This is a genomic window from Microcoleus sp. FACHB-68, assembly GCF_014695715.1.
In the GTDB taxonomy this organism is placed as follows: Bacteria; Cyanobacteriota; Cyanobacteriia; order Cyanobacteriales; family Oscillatoriaceae; genus FACHB-68.
This window is the reverse complement of record NZ_JACJOT010000001.1, coordinates 156,358-180,149: the sequence shown is the minus strand read 5'-3', so window position 1 is coordinate 180,149 and position 23,792 is coordinate 156,358. Positions and strand designations below refer to the sequence as shown.

Sequence of the window (23,792 nt, the reverse complement as noted above, 5' to 3'; positions counted from 1 at the left end):
AGGTGTTCATAAAATCATTCTGCTGATTCAGCATAATTTAGTTTTTAGAAACACCTTCAAAGAATCCCTAATTCCATCCAATGAGCGATTTTTTGATTAACCGGCAATCATGAATGAAAAATGAGACATCAATAACGGCCAGCTCATGAGAACTCCTAAAACAGCGACTCCCACAAGAATGGTTAGAGCGTAAAACTGCGTCTGGCCTGAAACATTGTACCTTAAACCTTGACCGCTGAAAACTGTAGCTAACCCCACAAAATTTACAAATCCATCAACGATATAGCGGTCAATCCAGAAAATAGTCTTGGAGACTAAATCAACCACAAATACAATAGTCAGACGATACAGTTTTGCAGTGTAAAGGTCGTAGGCAAAAAAGTCTTGCAGTGCTTTTGAAGGCAATTGTACCGGCTTTTGCCAACTGTTATTCAGATAAATGAGTGACCCAGCACCGCAACCGAGGACGGTAGATAAAATTAGCAAGCCGGCAGCTAATTGATTCACAATTGCCCAATCTGGTAACAGTGACCAATTCAGCAGCAACAAGGGAACGTGTAAGGTGAAGCCCGTCAAAATCACCATCGGCAACATCATTGGCCAGTGAACTTCGGGCGATCGCACCGTCATTTGTTTGGGTTGGCCGGCAAAAAGTAAACCAAACTCGCGGGTAACACTGAAGGCAGTTAAAGCATTGACTGTAAGCAAAACCCCGACTAACCAAGGTGCACTGTCCCACAAGTGATCAACCATTTGCAGCAGCGCCCAGAAACCCCCTAAAGGCGGCATTGCCACCAAACCGGCAGCGCCAACTATATAGCACAGTGCAGTAATAGGCCGGCGCGACCAAAGACCGCCATATTGTGTGAGATCCTGAGTGATGCTGTTCCAAACAACAGTGCCGGTGCTCATCACCAACAAAGCCATTGCCACCGCATAGGTGAACAGCAAAATTAGGGCGGTTTGGTCTTGCTGAGTTCCCACAGCGATAAACACCAAGCCCATGTAGGCGCTAACCGAGTAGGAAAGCGATCGCTTAATATCAATCTGGGCGATTGCAATCAAAGAAGCCCCCACCGCAGTCACCGAACCAATGAAGATGATTGCATCGGATGCCACCGGCGACAGCGCTAAAACCGGCTGCAATTTAATGAGCACCCAAGCGCCGGTTGATACCACCACAGAATTCCGCAAAATTGTGCTGGGCAACGGCCCTTCCATCGCTTCATCTAGCCACAAATGCAACGGAAATTGAGCGCATTTACCCAGAGGGCCGGCAATTAAAGCCAAACTTAATAAGGTGGCAGTTGTGGGTTCTAATGTTGCTGTTTTGGCCCATTCAGCCAGTTCGGTAAAGTTCCAAGTTCCGGCGATGGGCAACAAAGCCACCACTCCCATCAGTAGAATTAAATCGCCCACCCGCTTGGTTAAGAAAGCATCGCGAGCACCTGTTACCACGAGAGACTGGTTAAACCACAACCCAACGAGTAAATAAGTTCCGAGGGTGAGGACTTCCAAAATTACATAGCTAAAGAATAAGGAGTTGCATAGGGCTAAACCGCACATCCCGGCTTCAAACAGTCCTAGCAACGCGTAGAACCGCGCCCAACCCCAGTCCATCTCCATGTAACCGACGGCGTAGATTTGGGCTAACAAATTTAACCCAGTTACCAACGCCATTGCCCCAATACTGACCACTGAGATTTCCAGGTCAATTGAGAGATTTAAACCGGCAGCACTTAGCCAGCTAAAAGATATCTCTTGTGGCCCATAACTCCAGGCTGCCGGCAGTGAAATTACACTGTGAGCGAATGCTGAGAATGTCATTAAAGCATTGAGATAGCCTGCCGGTCGCGGGCCGGTGCGGCGGATAATTCCCGGCGACCAAAGCGCACCGATTACCGCACCTATTAAGGCATAACAAGGGACAAACCAAACCGTCTGGAGGAGGAAATTACTCATCCACATTGCCTCTGAAATTTGAACAACAATTCTACCCAAAGCACAGCCGGCCTGAAGTTCCACAGTTAACCCAGACGTGTTGGCGAGTGCAAATTAATGTTTCTTTAATATTTCTATAATAGATTAACTTCAGATCGCTATCACTTGATCTTTTAGATCTCAAGGAATAAGCAATGGTAACAGTAACTTCTATTTATGATCGGGAATAAATACTTACGCTGGAGAGAGGCTCAAATGCGCCCGCTCAGCAGATCATTAACTTGAATAATTGCTTACATCGATTTTTATTAATAGAACCGACACACTTTTATTCAACTCAACTTTCGCGCTCAACTTGGGCGTGAAGTCAAGAGGTAGATTAAAAAAATTACAATAAATTTACATAAAGCCTCAAATAAATAATCTAAAACTTAATTGAACCCCGCAACTGTCACCGGCACAGGCACGTCAGAGAATAAACCAGGGTGCCGCAGCTCTATTCAAGTGCTGAGTCCTGATTTCTGAGTTCTGATTGAATGAGAGAGTGTTTTTAGTGGTGAAGAAAGAGAGATTAAGACGACTTGTATCAATTCAAGTGCTGAGTTCTCAGTTCTGAGTTCTCAGTCAACGAAAGAGTGGTTTTTTCCATCACCGGCTGCAACCCAAAATCTCCGAATCCCGGCGCTGCCGGCTCATACTTACACACAATAGACCAACGCGCCGGCACCGGCAGTCTCAATCTCCGCATAACCTATAGCACCACTAAAACCCGGACAGTGCCTCTATATATAGAAAGACTGAATAAAGAAACGCGCCACACCACCGCAATTCCCCCGCCTATTGCTGCGGCGCAGTAGCCGGGGGAATGGTCCCAACGTCGGATTTTTCAAAGGGTGTATCGATCTCAAACCTCACCACAGTTGGGTGTCGGGTGCTCCAGTTGTCAACCTTAGTGAGTGATTCATGCCAGACTTAATTCCTGAACAGCAATCTCAGCTTAACGGTCATTACCCGCAAGCGGCATCGTCTGATCCGCAACGAACCCAAGTACCAACCCCTGATGAAAATCCAGTTATTGAACACACAGACACAAACCCAGATTATTTAGAACCGCATGGTATGAATGGGTTAGAGAAATTCGTTTTAGTGATTGCGGTAATTTTGCTATTCCTTGCCACAGTCAACGCCGGCATTGCGATTTATCGCATTGAACATCAAAACCAGCAGGAACTCCAGCAATAAAATTCCCCAGATTAAATGATGATTTACCAAGGACTGCCAACGATTGTAAAAGCCGCCCAGTAATAAGGATGAGATAAATTCACATCACCCAACTTAGACAGTTCAGCCGGCAGGGGCACCCCTGAAGCCAAACCGGGAACGCGTAACTGAGCATTTTCTAAACGAATCTCACCGTTCAGCATGGCAATTTGTGCCTGTCTCAGCGCCTCAGCTTTCAGCGGGACTTGATCCAGTTGTAGGTAAAACTCAAGCATCAACGCCAAGCTGCCAAGATCACTGACGTACCACAAACTCGCCACAGCCGTTTTCACCCCACTTTGCACGGCTAAGCCGGCAAAACCCAACTCTGCCTGCTCATCTCCTAACGCAGTCCGACAAGCACTCAGCACCAGTAAATCCACTTGCGGACTATTTAGCTTCAACTGCCGCAGTTCGAGCAAATTTAATTGAGAGTTCCATAACTGGATGTAAGATTGACTCGGATCTCCTGGTAAAAATTCGCTGTGGGTTGCCAAGTGAATAATTTTAAAATTTTCTTGAGCGTGTTCAGACTGCAAATTTTCTAGGGTGAAATCGGAATTGAGAAAAGATTTTCCCGGCCACAATTGTGTCGTAATGGTTGCCAGTTCCACCGGCACTGCCGGCAGGGGACCCAAGGTTTCAAATTGCGAAGCCCCCATTGCTAAAACTTGTGTGGCTTCGAGTAAACCTGGGCGGGTATCAGTTAAATTCAGGCTGGGAACCAAACTGAGACGGTATTTTTCCATCAAGAACCGGCTGCCATCATGCAAAGCAGCCACCGGAAGCGATCTTAAACCGGGTTCCGTTGAAAACAGCAATGTATCAATATTTTGCGCGGTTAAAGTCTCTTCCAGCGGTGCAATCAACCACTGATAAAGTTGCTGGCTTGAGGGCAAATAACTCTTCGTTTTCTGTTTGCGCGGGTTAACAATTTCATTGCGAAACTGAGTGGCGAATTGCAGCAGTGCCTCTTGCTGTGCTTGCGGGACAATCTTGTGAACGAGTTCGCCGCTAGGTGTAAGCAATACTAATTCCAACTGTTCGGGCCGGCTAAATACATACACCACAGCTGGCTGGGTTCCCGTTTGCTCTGCCACAGTCAGCAACTTGTTTTTGAGATTGCTAATGCTATTATCCGCAGCTAGGCCGGTGGAGAAATTCTCCCCAAAATATTGCTGAAATTCTTGATGGCGAAGTTCTTCAATTTTCAGCACCGCATCTTCTAATAACCCCTGATCGAGGGCATTGGCGATTTCAATGCGGAGAATACTTGCCCTCAAAACTCCCTGATCTTCAAGATCGGCTAAACCGGACGCGATACTATCTAAAAAAGGCCGATCAATACTGTCATAAAGTTCAATAGCATTCCCTTGAATATCTCTAGACAGCCGGTTTTGATCTTCCTCGCCTAGATTTGAGTTTTGATCGTCTGTGGGTGGGATTTCTGGTTCTATCGGTGGTAAAGATGGCGGTGTTGGTTGATCGGGGGTTGCTGTAATGATTTGAATATTGCCTTGGGTATAGGTGCCGGCAAACGATTGCTGGGGCAAAATGCTATTGTCTGACGCCGTAGAAATTGCGCCAGATGTGCCGTTTACTGAAGCGTTTCCGACGATAAACGGCGCAAGGGGAAGACAATTTGGATCGCTCGAACAACCTCCCCCGTGAGTAATAGTAACTGCCCCTCCACCGGCACCGCCAGCCGTGGAAATACTAGCGTCAGTCCCGTTGCGATCAATAAAAGTGGCGGTTGAGCGCACAAAAGAAGCCGTTGTCAGTGATACTGCGCCTCCGATGCTGGCGCTGCCACCTTGGGCGTTAATAAAGCCGGCAGCAATATCAGCCGGCGAATTGATGGTAACGTTGCCACCATTTCCTGTACTTCCACTGGTATCGAGGTTGCCGGTTGTCACGGAAGCGCCGGCAGCAATTGTTAGGTTGCCCCCACCGACACCACTTGTGGAAAGATTTCCCCCTGTCAAACTTCCGGCAGCGGTTAATGCGATCGCCCCTCCGGTGCCGGTTTCGGAACCCGTGTTAATATCAGCCGTTGTTAAATTTCCCGCCGCATTGAGTGCGATCACGCCGCCTGTGCCGGCAGATGAAGACGCATCTACAATGCCGGCTGTTGTATCAATATTGCCGGCGCTACTTGAAAGGGAAATATTCCCCCCATTTGTAACAATGTTATTCGTCGTTAAATTTCCCGGCGCATTCAGTGTGATCGCCCCTCCTGTGCCGGCAGATGAAGACGCATCTAAAATGCCGACTGTTGTATCAATATTGCCGGCGCTGCTCGTAATTGTAATATCCCCACCCACTGCCGGCTGCCCGTTTTCTGAAACAATTTGAGGGGTTGCTTCAGAACGAGCAGTAATATCACTGGTAAGGATATTTCCAGATGCGTTCAGAGTAATTGCCCCGCCATTTCCGTTGGCACTGCTGCTATTTAATAAACCAGCCGTTGCGATTGTACTGTTAGAACTCGTAATATTAATGATTCCGCCTTGCGTATTAATTGAGCCTACTGTAATCGCACCGGAACCTGATAAAATAGCTGGCCCTCCGGCAGTTAAAATATTGTTAACCGTAATTCCATTTGTAATCGGTTCATCTGTTAAATTAAAAATTGTTTCTTCTTGGATGATTTCTCCAACAGTATTTGCAGAATTTGCTAAATTTGTTAAATCAGAGCGTAAAATTAAAGCCGCGCTGTTATTTAAAGTTGCAATATCCGGATCGGTGCCAGAAATATCCGTATCCGGCCCAGTAATTGTAATATCGCCCCCCGTAATACTGCCTTTTGCTTCAATTTTAAGAGCTACGCCGGTGTAATCTCCAAAAACTACATCTCCATTGGCACTAATAATTGGATCGAAAAAACTAATAAATTTGCCGGCATCTCCCGCTTCATTAAGAATTGAAAAATTCCCCTGACTAGCAAACCGAGCATCCCCAGAAAAAACGCCGTTTGTTACAAAGGTCATATTTCCTCCGCTTTGAAACGGCGTTCCTAGATGATTCAGCGCCAAAATATCAATGTCCTGGGTTCCGCGAACATCAAGATTCCTTCCAGCCACCGCACTAAATGGATTGGCCAAACTATCGCGCACTTGCAACGTATTGCCGGCAATTAAATTTAAATCACCTGTTGTGCGTAACTGACTTTCGACTAAACTTAAATTATTGTCGGCTGCTAGTAAGGCATTTCCCGAATTAATCGCTAATTGTTGATTGTTATTAAATGAATTATTAGAAATTACAACATCCCCAGGTTCCACTCGAATTCCCGAACCAATTAATTCAAGTTGCCCATCCTTATTCAATGCAATTTGGTTTGCATGACTTCCGCCTCCTGTCAAGAGTTCAGGCAAAGAAACCGGATTAACAGTGCTTTCATCTCCGAGTCCCTGAATGCCGGCAGCCACATCTAAACTTAATATCATTCCTGGTTGCGAGAGACGCATCACATTCTCACCGGGAACAGCCGCAATCGTAATTTGGCCTCCAGGTGCACTTAAACTGCCGGCACTGATAACAGTTCCAGCTAAAAGATTTAAATTTTGCCCTTGAGCAACCGCCAAGTTTCCTAAGTTATAAATTGCACCGGGTTGAGCCGTTGTAAATGCAAAAGAATTAGGAGATCCATTCAGAGGCGCATAATTATTTGCTCCAACAGAACGGAACCAAAGAGAATTAAAACCAATTCCGTTTGCCGTCGTTGCGGTAAAAGAAGCCGGTACGTTTAAAGAAGCGTTAGAACCAAAAACAAAACCCGCTGGGTTCATTAAAAATAAATTAGAATTGCCGCCAGTAATAGAAATTAGCCCATTAATATAAGACGCATCGCCGCCATTAATCCGAGCTAAAATATTGCGAATGGCTGGATTAGAAAGAAACTGAGCCACTTGACCGGCATCAAGGTTAAATTGATCAAAACTGTGAAAAAGATTGGCCCGATCACGCGATAACTGTCCGCCGGTAATATTAAACTGATTTCCCTTGGGGATAACCGTAGTGCCGGTGCCATCGGATGCTGGCACAATGGGTTGGGCCAATGCCGGCACAGAGCAATTTAAACCGCTGAAAAGAAATAGTAAAAAAGCAGATTTCCCTAAAGTATCCTTGTGCCTTGGCATCCGTAACTCCCCAGTTCTGGTCGCCGCTTCAACTTTGACAGTGGCGGGTGTCACCCAGCACCGAATATAACAGAATTAGTGAACATTCACCGGCCTCATCAATTAGGGATACAAGGAATAGATGGCAGTTATCACCGGCACACCAAATTTTGACAGCTTAGCCGCCAGCCAAGAACGAGACGTTGTTTACTGCAAAGAAGGCAGCGACAGCATCACAGGGGATAGCGGGGATGATGTGCTTTATGGCGATAGCGGCAACGACTTGCTTTACGGCGGTTTAGATAACGACATCTTACTGGGCAACTTTGGCGATGACACCCTAGACGGCGGAAAAGGCGAAGATATCCTTTATGGAGATAACGGAAATGATAGCCTGCGGGGCGGCAACGGTGCAGATCGCTTGTTTGGCGGTGCCGGCAGTGATACTTTAATCAGCGATAGCGGTGCTGATCTCCTCAATGGTGGACAGGGATCAGACACATTTGTGTTTGGCAAAACTACAGGTGGAGTTAATCTCGTTGATGCTGCCACCGTTACAGATTTTAAAGCCGGCGAAGACATCATTTCCTTAATTGACGATTTAACCTTCGACGACATCAAAATATTTCAAGGCAGTGATGGGTTTGCCAAGGATACAGTCATTCAGGAGATCGCGACGGGACGGTATTTTGCAGTGTTGCGGAATGTAGACAGTCGCACTCTCACCGGCAACAATTTCCCGGCAACTCCATCCCCCACACCGACAGGTGAGACGCCTACCCCACAACCCACACCGATACCCACTCCCACACCCACGCCAGATGCCGGCAGCTTAGAGTTTAGCGCAGCCAACTTCTCTGTTAACGAAGATGGGACGCCGGTGATCGCCGTGAGTGTGCGCCGCATAGGAGACAGTGTGGGGGCAGTCAGTGCGACAGTAACGCTAACAAATGGCAGTGCGGTTACCCCAGATGACTACAGTAATACATCCATTACCGTTAACTTTGCCGATAACGACATAACCACTAAAACACTTAGCATTCCCATCGTGGATGACGCCTTGATAGAAGGGAATGAAACCGTTAATTTAACCTTGGCAAGTCCCACCGGCGGCGCAACAATTGGGGCGCAAAGTACCGCCACTTTGGAAATTTTAGATAATGAAGTGCCCAATCCGGGGACTTTACAGTTTAGTACAGCCGACTTTTCTTTTAATGAAGATGGGACGCCGGTTGTACAAATCACAGTTACGCGAGGCGGTGGTAATGCCGGGGCAGTCAGCGCTCAAATCTTCCTGAATGATGACACAGCCATTTGCCCCGATGACTATAACAACACACCCCTAACCGTTAACTTTGCCGACGGAGATAATTCTCCAAAAACCTTTAATATTTCCATCGTGGATGATGCCCTATTAGAAGGTAATGAAAACATTAACTTAGTGCTGGGAAACCCCACCGGCGGCGCAACAATTGGGGCGCAAAGTACCGCTATTTTGGAAATTTTAGATAATGAAGTGCCGCAACCAGGCACCTTAGAATTTAGTGCTGCCACCTTTAAAGTTAATGAAGATGGAGTGCCGGTTGCCACCGTAACAGTGACGCGCACAAATGGCAGTGATGGCGCAGTGGGGGCGCAGGTGACGCTAACCAATGGCACGGCAATTTCCCCAAATGACTATAACAGTGCGCCGATCTCAGTCAGCTTTGCTAATGGTGAGGATACCCCCAAAACTCTAACCATTCCCATTGTGGAAGACACCCTTTTAGAAGCAACCGAGACAGTTAACTTAGCCTTGGCTAGTCCCACCGGCGGCGCAACGATTGGGGCGCAGAGTACCGCCACTTTAGAGATTTTAGACAATGAAGTGCCCAATCCCGGCACCTTGCAATTCAGTGCGGCCAACTTCTCTGTTAATGAAAATGGGACGCCGGTGATTCAAGTAACCGTCTCTCGTGGCGGCGGCAGTGATGGGGCAGTGAGTGCCACAGTAAATTTGAGTAATGGCACCGCAGTTGCTCCAGATGATTACACAAATACGCCAATTACTGTTAATTTTGCCAATGGAGAGAATACGCCCAAAACAGTCTTGATTCCCCTCGTGGATGATAGCTTAGGGGAAGCGGACGAAACGGTTAATTTAACCTTAAGCGCACCTGCCGGCGGTGCCACATTAGGTGCCCAAAGTACGGCAATTTTAACGATTGAAGATAATGAACCGGGGCAGTTGCAATTCACGACGGCGGCTTTTAGCGGCAATGAGGGCGACACCGGCACTCCTATACTTGGCATTGCGAAAATCAGCCGCACAGGAGGCAGTTACGGGGCTGTGAGTGTGGGAGTGCAATTAGACACCCCTGCCGGCAGTGCCACCACCCCAAATGATTACACGAATAATTTGCCCCTGACGATTAACTTTGCAGATGGGGAAACCAGCAAAGATGTGCTGATTCCAATGGTGGGAGATACCACTTATGAGCCGGATGAATCAATTAATTTAAGATTAGTTAATCCTGCCGGCGGGGTAACGTTAGGTTCTCAACAAACAGCGACTTACACGATTGTTAATGATGACCCTGATATTACTCCTCCCACCGCAGCGATCCAAGTTTTAGATATCACCCAAGGCGGCAGTACGACTTACACGTTTACGGTGGATTATACAGATAACGCCGCGATTAATGTCAGTAGCTTGGATAACAATGATATCCAAGTAACGGGGCCAAATAACTTTAATCAGTTGGCAACATTTGTTAGCGTTAACCCTGCCGGCACCGGCACACCGCTTACTGCCACCTATCAAATTAACGCCCCCGGCGGCAGTTGGGATCTTGCTGATAATGGCAGCTACACAGTAAATCTGCTCACAAATCAGGTTTTGGATACGACAGGTAACACTGCCGCCGCGACTCAAAGCAGCTTCAACGTCAACGCGCCCTTGCCGGCAGATTCAGCGGTGAGTGTGGCGACAACGACAGCGAGTGTTTATGAAGACAGTGGCAGCGGCTTGGTGTACACGTTTACTCGCACCGATAGCATTAATACACCGCTGAGTAGCACTCTTACGGTGAATTACACCGTGGCCGGCAGCGCTACTTCGGCAGAGAATGATTACTCGGCGGTTGGTGGCATAGTTACTTTCGCTGCTGGTTCTGACACGGCTACCGTTTCAATTATTCCAACGGTTGATTCTGCGATTGAACCAGATGAGACGGTGGATCTAACTCTTTCAGCGGGTGCCGGTTACACGGTTGGCACTCCAAATGCGGCAACCGGCAAGATTCTAGATGATGACGGGCGGGTGCTCAATGCCAACGATGCCGGTTCTGGTTCTTTGCGACAAGCGCTGATTAATGCTAACAACGCCCCTGCCGGCACCTATACCATCTCTTTAAGTGGCATCACCGGCACAATTAATCTGCTCTCAGCGTTGCCGGCAATTAATAATAATGTCATCTTAAACGGCCCAGGTGCTAATTTTCTGACCGTGAAGCCATCTGCCTCTGCTTTTAACATTTTCACGGTTAACAGTGGCAAGAGTGCCACCTTCAATGGCTTGACCATTGCAAATGGTTTTGCATCTCAGGGCGGGGGCATTTTGAACAATGGTGGCACCGTGAGTGTGATTAACAGTGCCATCTCTAATAACAGGGCAAGAGATGCCGGCGGGGGCATCTATAACAGCGGCGGCACAGTCAACATTACGAACAGCACGATATCGGGCAACAACGCTTACAACGGTAGTGTTGAGGTTACCTCAAGCGACGGCGGGGGTATTTATAACGCAAACGGCATCATTAATCTCACCAATAGCACCGTTTCCGGCAACCAGGCGATAGGCTCCGGCGGGGGTACTACCTACGGCGGTGGCATCTTGAATACCGGCGGTATAGTGAGCATGATCAACAGCACCATTGCCAGTAACTCAGCAGATTTTGGCGGCGGTATTTCTAATGGTGGTACGGTGAATGCTAAAAACACGATCATTGCCGGCAACACTGCTAATTCCCCGGATTTCGGTGGCAGTCTAACTTCACAAGGCTACAACTTGATTGGCAACACCGCCGGCACAACCATTGCCGGCACAACCACGGGTAATAAACTCAATGTTTCTGCTAATCTTAGCCCCCTCCAAGACAACGGCAGCACCACGTTAACGCACGCTTTGCTCTCTGGCAGTCCAGCTATTAATGCCGGCGATCCGGGCGCAACTGCACCCGATCAACGCGGGGTAATTCGCGCCGGCACACCTGATATCGGGGCGTTTGAAAGCAATGGTATCGTGCGTTTAGGCACATCAGGTAATGACGTTCTCACCGGCACAGTTATCACCAATCCTTTTTATTTACAGTTCCCCGATATCTTTTTAGCCGGTCTTGGTAATGACACTTTAACCGGCAATGGTAACAATGATACGTTTATGTACACTAGCATCGGCGAAGGTGTTGATACCATTACTGACTTTAACAGCGGCGATAAATTCCAATTCACCTCGGCTAACTTTGGAAACTTAAATGCTGCCGGCTTTTCAGAAATTACAGTTGCTTCTGCTGCTGATAATATTAGCTCTCACGAGTTAATTGTAATTAATACACCGGGCGTTAATAGCGCAGACTTGGTGAATACTGCTTTATCTACTCAAAGCGGCGCAGGAGGTGCCGGCGGTGCCGGTGGTGCTGTTTTCTTTATCTACACTAATGCTTCTGCTGAGCGTGTTCTGGGTTACGATCCGGATGTTGACACGACAGCCGGTGGCGTGTTTGACATTGCCAAGCTAGGTAGTTACACGCTGAATGCGGCAGAGATTACTTTTGTGTGAGTTTGAGGTTTTTTAGATTTTTTAACCACAGATACTAGCGCAGCGTGCCCTTAGGCATAGACAGATGAAGTTTGCTGTTTGATGCGTTTGGTTGTAGAACTTTTGGATTTTTGCTAGAGTTCTAGCGTTAAAATTTCTGAGTGATTGGGATGGCGGCTGTGTTTGCCGGCAGTCGCCCATCTTTTTTAAAATTGAGGTGATTTTATTCATAATTTTTGCTGATAAGTTTGTCTGTGGACAATAAAAACTTAGTAAAAATTTAATTTTTGAATTAGCTTGCTTTACCCTATACTAAACGTTAAATCAACGGATTTTAATCGGCTAATGCGAGATTGTACTTCTAATCTGTAGCGTTGAAGTTTAGGTTTAGCAAAAAATATTAGGAAAGTACCCCAATTAGCACACTAAACCCATGCGTGAACAGATGACGTATCTCAGGATTGTAAATATACGTGGAGATTTAATTAAAAGATCCGGATAGTAATAACTTGTGTTAGAAGGGACTGAGAGTTTTTGAGAGGTTATTAAACAATGGTCAGGGATGTACGGTCTTACGATATTATCGGTTATGGTGATGAAGTTCCAGGGGTTCTCGCTCTTGTCGCGGCTGCCAGGGAATACCGTCGCAGAACGAATCGCTATCCGCGAGTTCTGTTAATGTCAAAAGGCAGCTTACAAGAAGGAATTGGGGGCCATTTAGTCAGAGGCGGTCTTGCTTATTTAGATAGAAGTCAGGTGAGCCGAGATCTGCAAAAATCTTTAGGTCTAGATACCTTTGGTTCACCGTCGGCACTCTATAGAGAATTCTTGCAAAAATCAGGTGTAATAGCGATTGGGCTTGACCCCCGTAAAGCGAATGCAGCACTGAAAGAAATGCTGTTGCAAGCCGGAGTGGATCTGCTCAGTAAAGTAGAAATTCAGGCAGTCACTAAAGAAGGCCAAAAGATAGCAAGTATAACGACCTCTAGAGGAGTGATCTATTCCGCAAAACAATTCATTGATGCAACCGTTAATGCGGAATTAGCTCAAGTTGCCGGCGTAAAAAAACTGAAAGGATTTCAAACATTTGGGTTACCTGAATCTGAACTTCCAGTTAGCCTAGTTTTTGAAACGCAAGGACTTAGTGTTAGAAGGCTAAAAGAACTCGAGTATACCTATCTCAACCGCTTCACCAATCGTAGCGATACCCAGGCTCAAAAATATCTCCTACACGCTGCCGGCATGAATGCCAAGCTAGCAGAACAACTCAGGTTGGAAATGATCGAACCTAGGGGTAATCTTAGAACACTTTGGGGGGGTCATGATTATATCGATGTTCGTTCGCCGGCGCTCTCTGTAGCCTATCATTCATTCAGAGGAACGAAGTTATCTTTTAGTGACACAGGGATTATTTTAGACGAGGGAAATATAGCCATCCTTCCCGGTGAAAGACTGTCTTGGAATGCGCTTTTATTTGCCGTCACCGGCAGTGAAGCAGAAAGCTTAGCCAGAAGTGGCGGCAAACCTACGCCTAAAATGCTAGAAGAAATGTCTTTTGTCGCAACTTGGCTGAAGAGTTTGGGCGCGACTTCTGTTACTCCTGCATCAGAACTTTACATCAGACACGCTGGCAATGTCACAGGAGTTGTAGAACCCTTAACCGGCGCAAAAATGCTCATGGGTGGCGTTCCAGAAAGTGAAGCTTTGGCCTCCTTTGCTTATCACTTTGATGTGCGCGGCGGCATTAAAGGAATGGGTGAAAAAGCAAAATCTCAAGGATGGGCGAACAGCTTGATTTTTAAACCTCCCGTCTTTAATATTGGCATCCGACACGCATTAATTAAAAATGTTCCTAACCTTGCAGTTGTCAGTCCCGGTTCGGGGTTTGAAGGGTTTTCTTCTTCTGCCGGCAGAATAGTTGAATTTAATGCAGCCGTCGGTCAAGGAGTGGGAATTGCGGCAATTCAGGCCCTTCTCACGGGTAAAAATATGGCAGATGTCTCTAACCGAGAAGTCAGGCAAGTATTGGCTGAAACAGGTCAACTTCCTCGAATTTATGGCAGAGCAAATCCTCAGGATGGATTTTTATTAGCGCAATTTGAATCGCTAGTGACCGGCGGCGCTGTTGTTGCCTAATTTAGTGCCGATTTCTCGTTATCTCTAGGGGCGTTTTTTATATCGCCCCTAGGAGACGAGAGAAACTAAAAATTCAAAACTCAGACTGCCGGTTTGTCACTTCCGACCATACTAGGACGTGGCACCGGCGTTCGGAACAACCGTTTAAAAGCCGCCTCACGTTGAGCCGGTTTTTCTTTTGCCCAACTAGACAAACTTTCATAGAAAAAGAACGAAACTCCAGCTAACCCGCGTTCGCGAACAGCCTTCACTTGAGCTTGAATTTGTTCAAGGGGAATTGCGCGGCCTTTAAGACCTGTTAAAATGCCAATTCCTACGGGTACATGACTATTCGCAAGCTGAATTTCTTCGCGATCTAATTCAGCAATAAATCGGTCGAGGTCGTTTCGATAGACTTGCACAACAATTTCTTCGACGAATCCCTTTCTTTCCCAAGTAAACCAGTCTTGTAAATGAGCCGGTAAAGCGTAATGCAAAGGATTGGGAGACACAGAAACAATACAATTTTGTTTCCGAGCTTTTACAGCTTGAAAAACCCGCCCCATAAAATCATTGATTTTATCAGCACGCCAGCGTACCCAGAAAGTTTCTTTAGGGTCAGTCGAAGGATCTTGACCAATTTCTTTTTTGTACATCTCAACTGTATAAGCATCGTAGCCAAATTCATTGGGCAATCCAAAATGGTCGTCAAATTGAATTCCGTCTACATCGTAATTGGTGACAATTTCCGTAACTAAATCGATGATAAATTTCTGAACTTCTGGGTGAAAAGGATTCAACCAAACCCGCTGATGTATGCCTTCTTTCCAAGTCTTAGAACCGTCCTGCCGGCTCGTTAACCAATCAGGATGGCGTTTAGCTAATTCAGAATCTGCCGGTGCCATAAACCCAAATTCAAACCAAGGCATAACGGTTAATTTTTTTTGATGCCCTAGTTCGATAACTTCCTTGAGCATATCTCGTTTTTTCACCTCCCAACTTGGGTCAAGAGATGCCTCTAACGGCGTCACTAACCTCATGGAGCTTCCGGTGGCTTTTTCTGCAACCTTGCTAGGGTAAAGCGTATAACCCCAATTCCAAACTACAGGATAAATTGTGTTAAAATTTAGCTGAGCAAGACGTTGCACCGCTTTAGAAAGGTTGGCGCGAGAAAATAGAACTTCACTGTCAATATTCGTCAGCCAAACCCCTCGAATTTCTCCATTTCTATTAATTGAACTGCCTCCAGCAGGAGTGGCTGGAATTGGCCTACCGGCCTGCGCGATATACTGCGAAGGAACTCCTCCTGAAATTCCCATTGCTTGACATAAAAAGCTTGCCACATCAGCTCGGCTTACTAGCTGATTAGGGTTAAGTTTTTTAACATCAGGATAGTTGACAACAATCTGTTTTTCTGTTGCAGAAGCAAGGGCGGTTTTGGCATAGTCAGGAATTGCCGCAGCATCAGAAAACGCTGCCTGCAAAGTATCAGATGTAGACCGAGCCGGCGCATATTTTAAGCCACTTGCTAGAGCGACTAAAGCTTGAACACGGGAAATATTTTCAGCCGGCTTAAAAATCTGACCTGGATAACCGGAAAGAAAGCCGGTTTTGTAAGCGCTGCGAATCGCACCGGCAGCCCAATGATTGGCCGGCACATCCACAAATTCAGAGCCGGTTCTGATAGCCGTTGCATTATGAAAAACCGTGTCAACCATTGCTGCAAACTCAGCCCTGTTTACAGGTGCATCTGGCTTAAAACTGCCATCGGGATAACCATTAATCACCCGCTTTTGTGACAATTGTTCAATACACGGTTGTGCCCAATGCCCTTGAACATCTTTTAACTTTGATTGAGCGAATGCAGGAATTTGCTGTCCCGCAACTGTGACAAACAAAGCCAGCAAAAATGCAAATCCAAACCACCATTTCCGAAAGTTAAACATCGTGTTAATTGCAAACTCCTCTCGTTAATATCCCAAATTTCTGGTTAAGCTCACCACTTGTTCAACAAAGAACGTAGGTTGGGTAGAGCAAAGCGACACCCAACCAATAAGCTTAGGGCTTAAACTAAAGATTCATCGCCCGAATGCTATCGCCCCTAACGCCAAACTTGAACGCCTTTACCTGACAATGTATTGACAAAAACCTCACCGTTCGGGCTAAATGCAAATGGCCCTCCACCCGGTTCAATCGTTTGTAGAACTCGCCCTGTTGCCAAACTCCACAGAATCGCCTGATTTCTGCCGGCACCCCCAGGCGGGTGAAGATAAACATAACCGGCGAGGATCTGCCCATCTGGACTCAACTGGGAAATCCAAGCGCGTTGGTAAGCCGGCTCGTTACTCAAAGGAATAACCCGACCGGCCTTTAAATCCCACATTCTTAACGCTTGAACACTCTTTGGATCGTCAGCTTGGGCGAGACAGTCATAACCGCAAGTGCTGGCGAGGGTTTGGCCACCGGCAACGAAGGCAAGCGTTCCCACCGCCCCTCCATTATCTAACGTGCGAAGCGCTTGGCCGGTTCCGAGATCCCATACTTTAATGGTTTTATCTTGACTGCCACTAGCAACGGTTTTACCATCTGGCGATATCTTCACCGCTATCACTGTGCCTGAATGCCCCGTCAAGGTGCGGATAAGTTGGCCGGTTTGCACGTTCCATAGTTTGACGGTTTTATCGGAACTGCCGCTAGCAAGGGTTTTGCCATCCGCACTAAAAGCGATCGTCCGAACTGCGTAGGTGTGTCCGGTGAGGGTAGACACTTCTGCGCCGGTTTGCACGTTCCAAATTTTAATTGTTTTATTAGACAAGCCGGCAGCGACGGTTTTGCCATCCGGACTGAAGGCAATTGACCAAAGAATATCGCCAGTCAAGCCCGCTTCAGGCTCTTGAGAAGACGGGCCAAATGATTCGCCGGCTCCCCCTTTAAACAAAGTACGCACCAGTTGGCCGGTTTGCAAATCCCACAGGGAAAGCGTACTCTCATCTCCACCACCAGCTCGTTCATGGTTGTGGCTGCCAATGGCCAAAATTTGGTTGTCCGGACTAATAGCCAGTGAGGTTATTGCCGTGTACAGATTGTTGGAGATCGTGCTATCCACCGGCAGCGTATATGCCAGCTTTGCTTGATCCCACGCTTTCCCCGCCTCGGTTGTGGCTGCCTGGGCAATATACTGTGCCGGCACTGTAGACGGGGAGTTGCCGGCTAAAGCTTGACACAAAAACGTTGCCACATCTGCGCGAGTGGCTTGCTGGTTTGGCTTCAGTGAGCGCACACTGGGATAATTCACTGCAAGACGCTTCTCAGTGGCAGCAGCAACAGCATTGAAAGCATAGCTGGGGATATCTGCGCTATCTTCAAACGTTGCATTTAAGGTGAGAGGCGCAAACCGGCTTGGCTGATATTTCAATCCATTTGCCAGTGCGACTAACACTTGCACGCGAGGAATGTTTTGGTTGGGATTGAATACTTGATTGGGATAACCAGAAAGAAAGCCGGTTCGATACGCTTGGCGAATTGCAGAGTAAGCCCAGTTACTCGCACTAACATCATTAAAAGAACTGGCATCGCGCACCGGCGCAGTATTTGAGTATGCCTTATTAATTAGAGCAGCAAACTCGGCTCTCGTCACCGGCTCGTTAGGGCGAAAGCTGCCATCGGGGTAGCCGGCAATGATCTGCTGAGTTGTTAGCTGTTCAATACAAGGTTTTGCCCAGTGAGTTTGGATATCTGCAAATTTGGTTTGAGCGGATGTGGGGACACTGATCAGTGCCGGTGTGACGCTCAAGGTTAGGAGAAAAGCCGATTTACTCAACTTCATAAATAGTGTTGTGCGAAATCGAATGCAACGGTTTTGTATCATCACTAATGGCTTGTTTTTAAAGCCGGCTGTTACGAAATCGTTATGATACGAACTATTTCCAACAGCTTTTACCCCATACCCGGTAATAAATGCAGGTATGTCTTCACCACAAACAATCAAAACGATTCCTTGGTTATGGCTCACAGGAGTGTTCCTAATTTACGCCCTGATAGGCCGGTTTACAGCTTCGGTGTGGCCTGCCGCTTTGGCTTTAGCTTGGACTTACGAATGCTATTTGTTGGCTATTGATTATTTTGACTCTGAAAGTTTGGATTTTTTTAACCGCAGATAAACGCAGATAAACGCAGATGTTAGCGAATATCTGCTGTTGGGTAGCAGATGACCGCAGATAGTTTATCTGTGGTTAATAGAATTATCTTGGATGGGATTTTGCAAGAGTTTCTGTGATGCCGGTTTAAAATTCACACAATTCTGCAAATTGTGGGAATTCTTTCCCTCTTACCCAGCCAATGGTCACTGGAAGATGTCCAATGGGTGGATTTTTAAAGTTTGGTTGCATTCCCTTTTTGTATTCCAGTTTTCGGCTTTGCCAGTTGAGTTCTTTATCAACCAAGCTTGTAAATTTTTGATTTTTTAAGTTTCCCCATCCAACTTGGCTATACATCTTTTGCCAATCTTGTCTCTGCTTTTTATAAATAATTTGCTGGGCGCTAAACCCTAGTTTTCCCTCGCTGGATTCTCGCCAAACCTTATCAATATTTCTTAATTCATTACAGGGTAAGTTTTCGATTTCTGTATAGTCTATATACCCTCGTGATTGTGATTTCTCTCCGGCTAGCTTCAAAACCAATTCATAAGTTTCTCGATCCGCTGCTTGCAAATTCTTTTGCTTTAAAAAGTTTTTAAGGTTTGTTAGGTTTAAAATTGGCTTTATCGGCTTCGGTTTCGGAACCTCTGGCATATTGACAGACATCGAATCTGCGGCAGCAACAACTCTCATAGGTTTTTCACTTAAAGATTTGAGAGCCGGCGATAAAAAGATGGTAAAAATTAAACATCCTAAGATGGTTGCTAAGCCGAACCGTTTCCATTTATAATTGCCTAGCCTCAACTTTTTAATTGGTGATTTCCGAGGAACAAATTCAGGTTTATAAAAATTCCTTTGTTCTTGAGCAAGCGTTTCTGAATTCACCTGTTTTGGAATTACCGGCTCGAAAGAATTAGGGTTTAATTCGGTAACGCTGCCGGTTAAATCTGCGTCTGTGCTGCTTTCTGAAAAACTTTCTACAGGTGGGAGGGTTGCAGGAATGGCTGCCGGCACTTCAGCAGATAATTCTGGAGGATTGGACTCTAATTGCTTGAGTTTTTCAGCTTTGATTTGATTTTCTAAAAGGGATTGTTTTCTAACTTCATCCTGGATTAACTTCTTAAAAAATATTCTGACATAGTTAAACCCAACGGTTCCCACCATTAAACCGAGAAGAGTAATAACTAAGTAAATAAAGATAGCATTCCCTGAAAAATCCATAATTCCCACCTTAAATAGGTTTGACAAACACGACGATTGCTATTCCCTTTCAATTAAAGCAAAAAAGGATACTCTAAAATTTTTTAGCCGGCAACTTAACTCAACACTTCACATTGCAACTGACGCCAGGATTCTAAACGCCACTTGGCAAAGCGTTTCCATCTTTCCATCAAGGCTTCATGAGCTAAATCAACCCATTCGTCTTCGTTAATGACTAGCAAGTTTGCTTCAATCAAACGATCAAGTAGATCGCTGATGATTTGCCGGCTGGCGGAATTGTTATCGGCAAGTTCTAATAACTGAGATTTAGGGAGACGTTGCCGTATATCCTTAACATTTGTCCCAAAAGACACTAACTTCAAGAAAATTCGCTTGAGCCAATCTTGCTCCTGCTGTGTCAAGCTTTGATAGAATTGCTCAGCATATTGGTCAATTGCTCCTAAAATACCTCCTAACTGTCGGTACTTGTTTAAAGTTAGCTGATGAGTTTGTTGATCTCGCTCTTTCCAAAGTTGGGTAAGGGTGAACTGCAATAGCGATAAATAGCTTTTCTCTTTCGTAATATCTTGCAGTATTGTTTCTAGTAAACCTGGTTCTAACTCATAACCTTGAAGGGTTGCCGGTGCTGCAATCGCTTGCTCTAAATCTTTTCCAACTAACGGCGGGATATAAACAGCCCAATCTTGTATAAGCTGAATTAGGGAGGGTTCGTGCAAGCAAAGTGCGATAAAATCAGCCTGCACCGTAATCACAATTGCAAGCTGTCTGGAGGAAATTTCAGCAACTTGAGTTAACAGTTGAATGAAGCGATTGCGGGTTGCCGGCTCAGAACAAACTGTAAACACTTCTTCAAATCGATCTATGACTAATAAAACCCGTTCTGAAACCGGCAGATGTTTCATTAACCAATCTAAATCGGGCGCTTTGTCAACTAGAGAATCAACTTTTTCGGCATCGCTTGCCGGCAGCCATTGGCAAAAGGTGCGTTTTAATTCCGCTACCGGCTCATTTCCCGGCAGCATTTCTAATACTCGCCAGCTACTTGCTTCTAATAAAGGAATCAAGCCGGCTTGAATCACCGAAGATTTGCCACTTCCGGCAGCTCCAATCACCGGCACAAAATTAGCAAACTCCAGCTTTTGCCGAATCATTTGAACCACCTGCCGGCGTCCGAAAAAGAAGTCGGCACTTGTGCGATCAAACGGCAGCAATCCTTGATACGGACAGGTTTCACCGGCAGCCGGTGGTGTCTGCTTGGGTGGGTAGCTAACTAAACTCAATAAGCGTCCCGAACCCATGCGGATTGGTTGTTGATACTCACCGTCTTCCCGATGCAGGTTGATATCTTCCAGCTTGCGCGAAATCAAAGTCAACAGCTCATCAATACTGACTTGTCCATCACTGCCGGCATTCTCTGGCAGCAATCCTTCCAGCAAAGCAGTGGTAAAAGCGCTATATCCCTTGCCGTAGCTTCTCCCAACATCGACATTTGCAAAGCTACGGCAAGCAGCAATTAAATGACAATCTGGCTTATAAGTAAAAACACTCAGGGTTTTTCTAATCGAATCGCCTTCTAAAAAGTAATCGGCATGGCAGCAATCGAGCAGAACCACTAAACTACTCAGATCGGCTTGAGAAATTACATAATTAAGGCTGTCAAGGGCAACGCCATGTTGCTGTGCGACAATTTGCTTGCCTTCCATTTTGATCGTGCAGTCGGAGGCAGCGAGATAGCCTTTCTGCCGGTCAAGTTCGTCAAAAACCGTGATGCCATGACCGCTAAAGTAAATCAGCGCATCACTGCCTGCAGCTTGCTTTTGCAGAAATTCTAGCAGGCCGCGCCCCAACTGTTTGCCGGTGACTCGCTCATGTGCGACTTCATAGCATTCTTTTTCCGGATTCCAGCGCTTTGGCAAGCGTTCGACTTGGAAATCCCCATGCTTTTCCAATCGTTGTGCAACCGCTTCTGCATCCCGGATCGGCTTTGTCAGGCTGGGTAAGCCGTCATAATCAGTAATCCCAACGACCAACGCATACCGCGTCATAACTACCCCTCATTGGTTGTTCGCGAGCAATAAGCACGACTTTCATTTTCCCGATATGCAGATGCGACTCCCAAGTGCATTTTAACGGCACTGAGCAAATTTGAAGCATTCCAGATATTTTGCCTCCACTGCAAAGGGTTACTCAGTTTTAAATTTGATCCCAAATCTTCTGGAAATTTCTAATAACTGTAAACTTGTGTAAAGTTTAGCGTTCAGTTTTGACTATGATCTCCCGCCGCACGTTCTTGAGCGTTTTGTTTGCCAGTTGCCTGACTTTATTAAGTTGGCTCAATTTTGCCCCCGCTGCCACTGCCCTTGGAGGTAAGTTGCCTGCTATGAATCAACCGGCACCTGAATTCACCCTGCCGACGAACACAGGCGATGGTGAGGTTTCTCTGTCTGATTATCGCGGTCAGTGGGTCGTGCTTTATTTCTATCCCAAGGATTTTACCTCTGGCTGCACGTTGGAGGCACGCCGGTTTCAGCAAGATTTACCCAAATATGTCGATAAAAACGCTCAAATCTTGGGAGTGAGTGCGGATTCTGTCGATTCTCACGCGGAATTTTGCGATTCTGAAGGGCTGAAATTTCCGCTGTTAGCGGATGCCGGCGGCACTGTCAGCAAAGCCTATGGCTCTTGGAACACCTTTGTCTCGATGCGTCATTCGTTTATTATTGACCCAGAGGGCATCCTGCGCGAAACCTTTGTTGATGTCAGACCGGCCATTCACAGCACCGAGGTTTTAGCTCGCCTCGACGAATTGCAAGGCGCTGCTTCATAATAACGGGCATAGGGCATAGGGCATTGGGCATTGGGCATTGGGCATTGACCAACGGTTAATGTTTTGACTTTAGCTTTATGACCCTTGCCAATTCGTTATTAGCAAGTTCGCAATTAGCTATGGATTTTGAACTTCAACCCCAGCCGCCGGTAGCGCCAGAGATGCCGGAATTTGCTGAACCCCCCATTCCTGAGTCTTTGGAGTTGCGGCTGCCAGATTCCGATGAAGTCCTATCACTGACAGCAGTTGAGGGATTGGAACTCGCCGTTAGACCCGTGCCGGTGAGCGTAACTTTAGAGAGAAACTCGACAGCGGCAAAAGCGTTTCTCTCTGAACTGGCCCAAATTGACCGCAAAAGCATTTCTGATCAGGAACTGCAGCCGGCTCGCATTCAAATAGGCTTGACTTTTGTTGGGTTTAGTGCATTGGCGATGGTTTTGTTGCTGTTGCATATCAGCAGCCTGCATCCAGGTTACAGCCTGGTAGAGCGGATTGAGGCGTACTGGTATCAATACATTTGGTTTGTTTGCATGGGGGTTGCCGGCATGATGATATTGGGAAGGGAGTCACTTCGGCAGCCGGTGAGCGAGCGCCACGATTCAGATAATCCAAAACCTGAGTAATTTTAGCGCTGTTTAGCCGGCATATTGATACATGGAAATCTTAATTGTTGAGGATGAACTTGAAATTGCACGGCTAATACAGCATTCTCTAGAAGCAGAAGGTTTTTCCTGCCGCAGTTGTCGAGATGGCCTCACTGCATTGCAGACGTTCCGAGAGCAACCGCCCGATTTAATTGTTTTAGACTTAATGATTCCTGGCTTGGACGGCTTGGAAGTATGCGCTCGAATTCGCCAAAAACCCGGCGAGAAAGACCCTTATATTTTGATGCTGACAGCTAAAGGTGAGGAAATTGACCGCGTCATTGGCTTATCCACCGGCGCTGATGATTATTTAGTGAAACCTTTTAGTCCAAGGGAATTGGTGGCTAGGGTTAGAGCACTATTGCGGCGCAGTATGCGGCAAACCGGCCAGATGCAAATTTACCGCACCCAACATTTCACAGTTGATGTAGATCGACATACAGCCAGCCGGCATCTGACTGCTAATGAATCTGAAACCTTAGATTTAACGACGTTAGAATTTAATTTGCTCGCTACGTTTATCAGCTATCCGGGTCGCGTTTGGAACCGATCTCAGCTCATTGAGAAATTGTGGGGCGATGACTTTTTTGGAGATGAGCGAGTCGTGGATACTCATGTGGCGAGATTGCGTAAAAAAATTGAACCTGACCCAGCCAATCCGACTTTTGTTAAAACGGTAACTGGTGTCGGTTATAAGTTTGAAGATTTAGCCTAAAAATATAAATTGGG

Annotated in this window: 13 protein-coding genes; 7 read left to right on the top strand and 6 right to left on the bottom strand. The window is 46.4% G+C overall.

Features of this window, described 5'->3' with window-relative positions:
- Window positions 1-96 precede the first annotated feature (96 nt).
- Window positions 97-1,962, bottom strand: a complete 1,866-nt coding sequence (locus H6F73_RS00705) for an NAD(P)H-quinone oxidoreductase subunit F (protein ID WP_190756911.1) — start codon at window positions 1,960-1,962, stop codon at window positions 97-99.
- 614 nt (window positions 1,963-2,576) lie between these two features.
- On the opposite strand from H6F73_RS00705, the gene H6F73_RS00700 reads away from it, so the two are divergent.
- Window positions 2,577-2,798 (top strand): hypothetical protein, encoded by a 222-nt coding sequence (locus H6F73_RS00700; protein ID WP_190756910.1) that lies wholly within the window; start codon window positions 2,577-2,579, stop codon window positions 2,796-2,798.
- 106 nt (window positions 2,799-2,904) lie between these two features.
- Window positions 2,905-3,183 carry a hypothetical protein gene (locus H6F73_RS00695; RefSeq protein ID WP_190756909.1) on the top strand — a complete coding sequence of 93 codons (279 nt, stop codon included), beginning with the start codon at window positions 2,905-2,907 and terminating at the stop codon, window positions 3,181-3,183.
- Between the two features lie 23 nt (window positions 3,184-3,206).
- Here H6F73_RS00695 and H6F73_RS00690 read toward each other — a convergent pair whose 3' ends face one another.
- A complete protein-coding gene (locus H6F73_RS00690; RefSeq protein WP_190756908.1) occupies window positions 3,207-7,343 on the bottom strand; it encodes a CHAT domain-containing protein in 4,137 nt (1,378 codons plus the stop codon).
- A 121-nt stretch (window positions 7,344-7,464) separates the two neighbouring features.
- On the opposite strand from H6F73_RS00690, the gene H6F73_RS00685 reads away from it, so the two are divergent.
- Window positions 7,465-12,141 (top strand): Calx-beta domain-containing protein, encoded by a 4,677-nt coding sequence (locus H6F73_RS00685; RefSeq protein ID WP_190756907.1) that lies wholly within the window; start codon window positions 7,465-7,467, stop codon window positions 12,139-12,141.
- A 531-nt stretch (window positions 12,142-12,672) separates the two neighbouring features.
- Entirely contained in the window at window positions 12,673-14,256 is a 1,584-nt protein-coding gene (locus H6F73_RS00680) for an FAD-dependent oxidoreductase (RefSeq protein WP_190756906.1), read from the top strand.
- An 80-nt stretch (window positions 14,257-14,336) separates the two neighbouring features.
- Here the strand turns inward: H6F73_RS00680 and H6F73_RS00675 are convergent, their stop codons facing one another.
- The 4 genes from H6F73_RS00675 to H6F73_RS00660 form a co-directional block, all read right to left on the bottom strand.
- Window positions 14,337-16,181 carry a family 10 glycosylhydrolase gene (locus tag H6F73_RS00675; protein WP_190756905.1) on the bottom strand — a complete coding sequence of 615 codons (1,845 nt, stop codon included), beginning with the start codon at window positions 16,179-16,181 and terminating at the stop codon, window positions 14,337-14,339.
- 155 nt (window positions 16,182-16,336) lie between these two features.
- The gene (locus H6F73_RS00670) at window positions 16,337-18,247 is read right to left on the bottom strand and encodes an S-layer homology domain-containing protein (RefSeq protein WP_190756904.1); all 1,911 of its coding nucleotides are present in this window, start codon (window positions 18,245-18,247) and stop codon (window positions 16,337-16,339) included.
- A 271-nt stretch (window positions 18,248-18,518) separates the two neighbouring features.
- On the bottom strand, window positions 18,519-19,619 hold the full coding sequence (locus H6F73_RS00665) for a GUN4 domain-containing protein (protein WP_190756903.1): 1,101 nt from the start codon (window positions 19,617-19,619) through the stop codon (window positions 18,519-18,521).
- Between the two features lie 68 nt (window positions 19,620-19,687).
- Window positions 19,688-21,637 (bottom strand): caspase family protein, encoded by a 1,950-nt coding sequence (locus tag H6F73_RS00660; RefSeq protein WP_190756902.1) that lies wholly within the window; start codon window positions 21,635-21,637, stop codon window positions 19,688-19,690.
- A 224-nt stretch (window positions 21,638-21,861) separates the two neighbouring features.
- Here H6F73_RS00660 and H6F73_RS00655 point away from each other — a divergent pair, with 224 nt between their 5' ends.
- The 3 genes from H6F73_RS00655 to H6F73_RS00645 all read left to right on the top strand — a co-directional run bounded on the left by H6F73_RS00655 (window position 21,862) and on the right by H6F73_RS00645 (window position 23,778).
- On the top strand, window positions 21,862-22,419 hold the full coding sequence (locus H6F73_RS00655; protein WP_190756901.1) for a peroxiredoxin: 558 nt from the start codon (window positions 21,862-21,864) through the stop codon (window positions 22,417-22,419).
- 119 nt (window positions 22,420-22,538) lie between these two features.
- On the top strand, window positions 22,539-23,042 hold the full coding sequence (locus H6F73_RS00650; protein WP_190756900.1) for a hypothetical protein: 504 nt from the start codon (window positions 22,539-22,541) through the stop codon (window positions 23,040-23,042).
- 31 nt (window positions 23,043-23,073) lie between these two features.
- Entirely contained in the window at window positions 23,074-23,778 is a 705-nt protein-coding gene (locus tag H6F73_RS00645) for a response regulator transcription factor (RefSeq protein ID WP_190756899.1), read from the top strand.
- Window positions 23,779-23,792 lie beyond the last annotated feature (14 nt).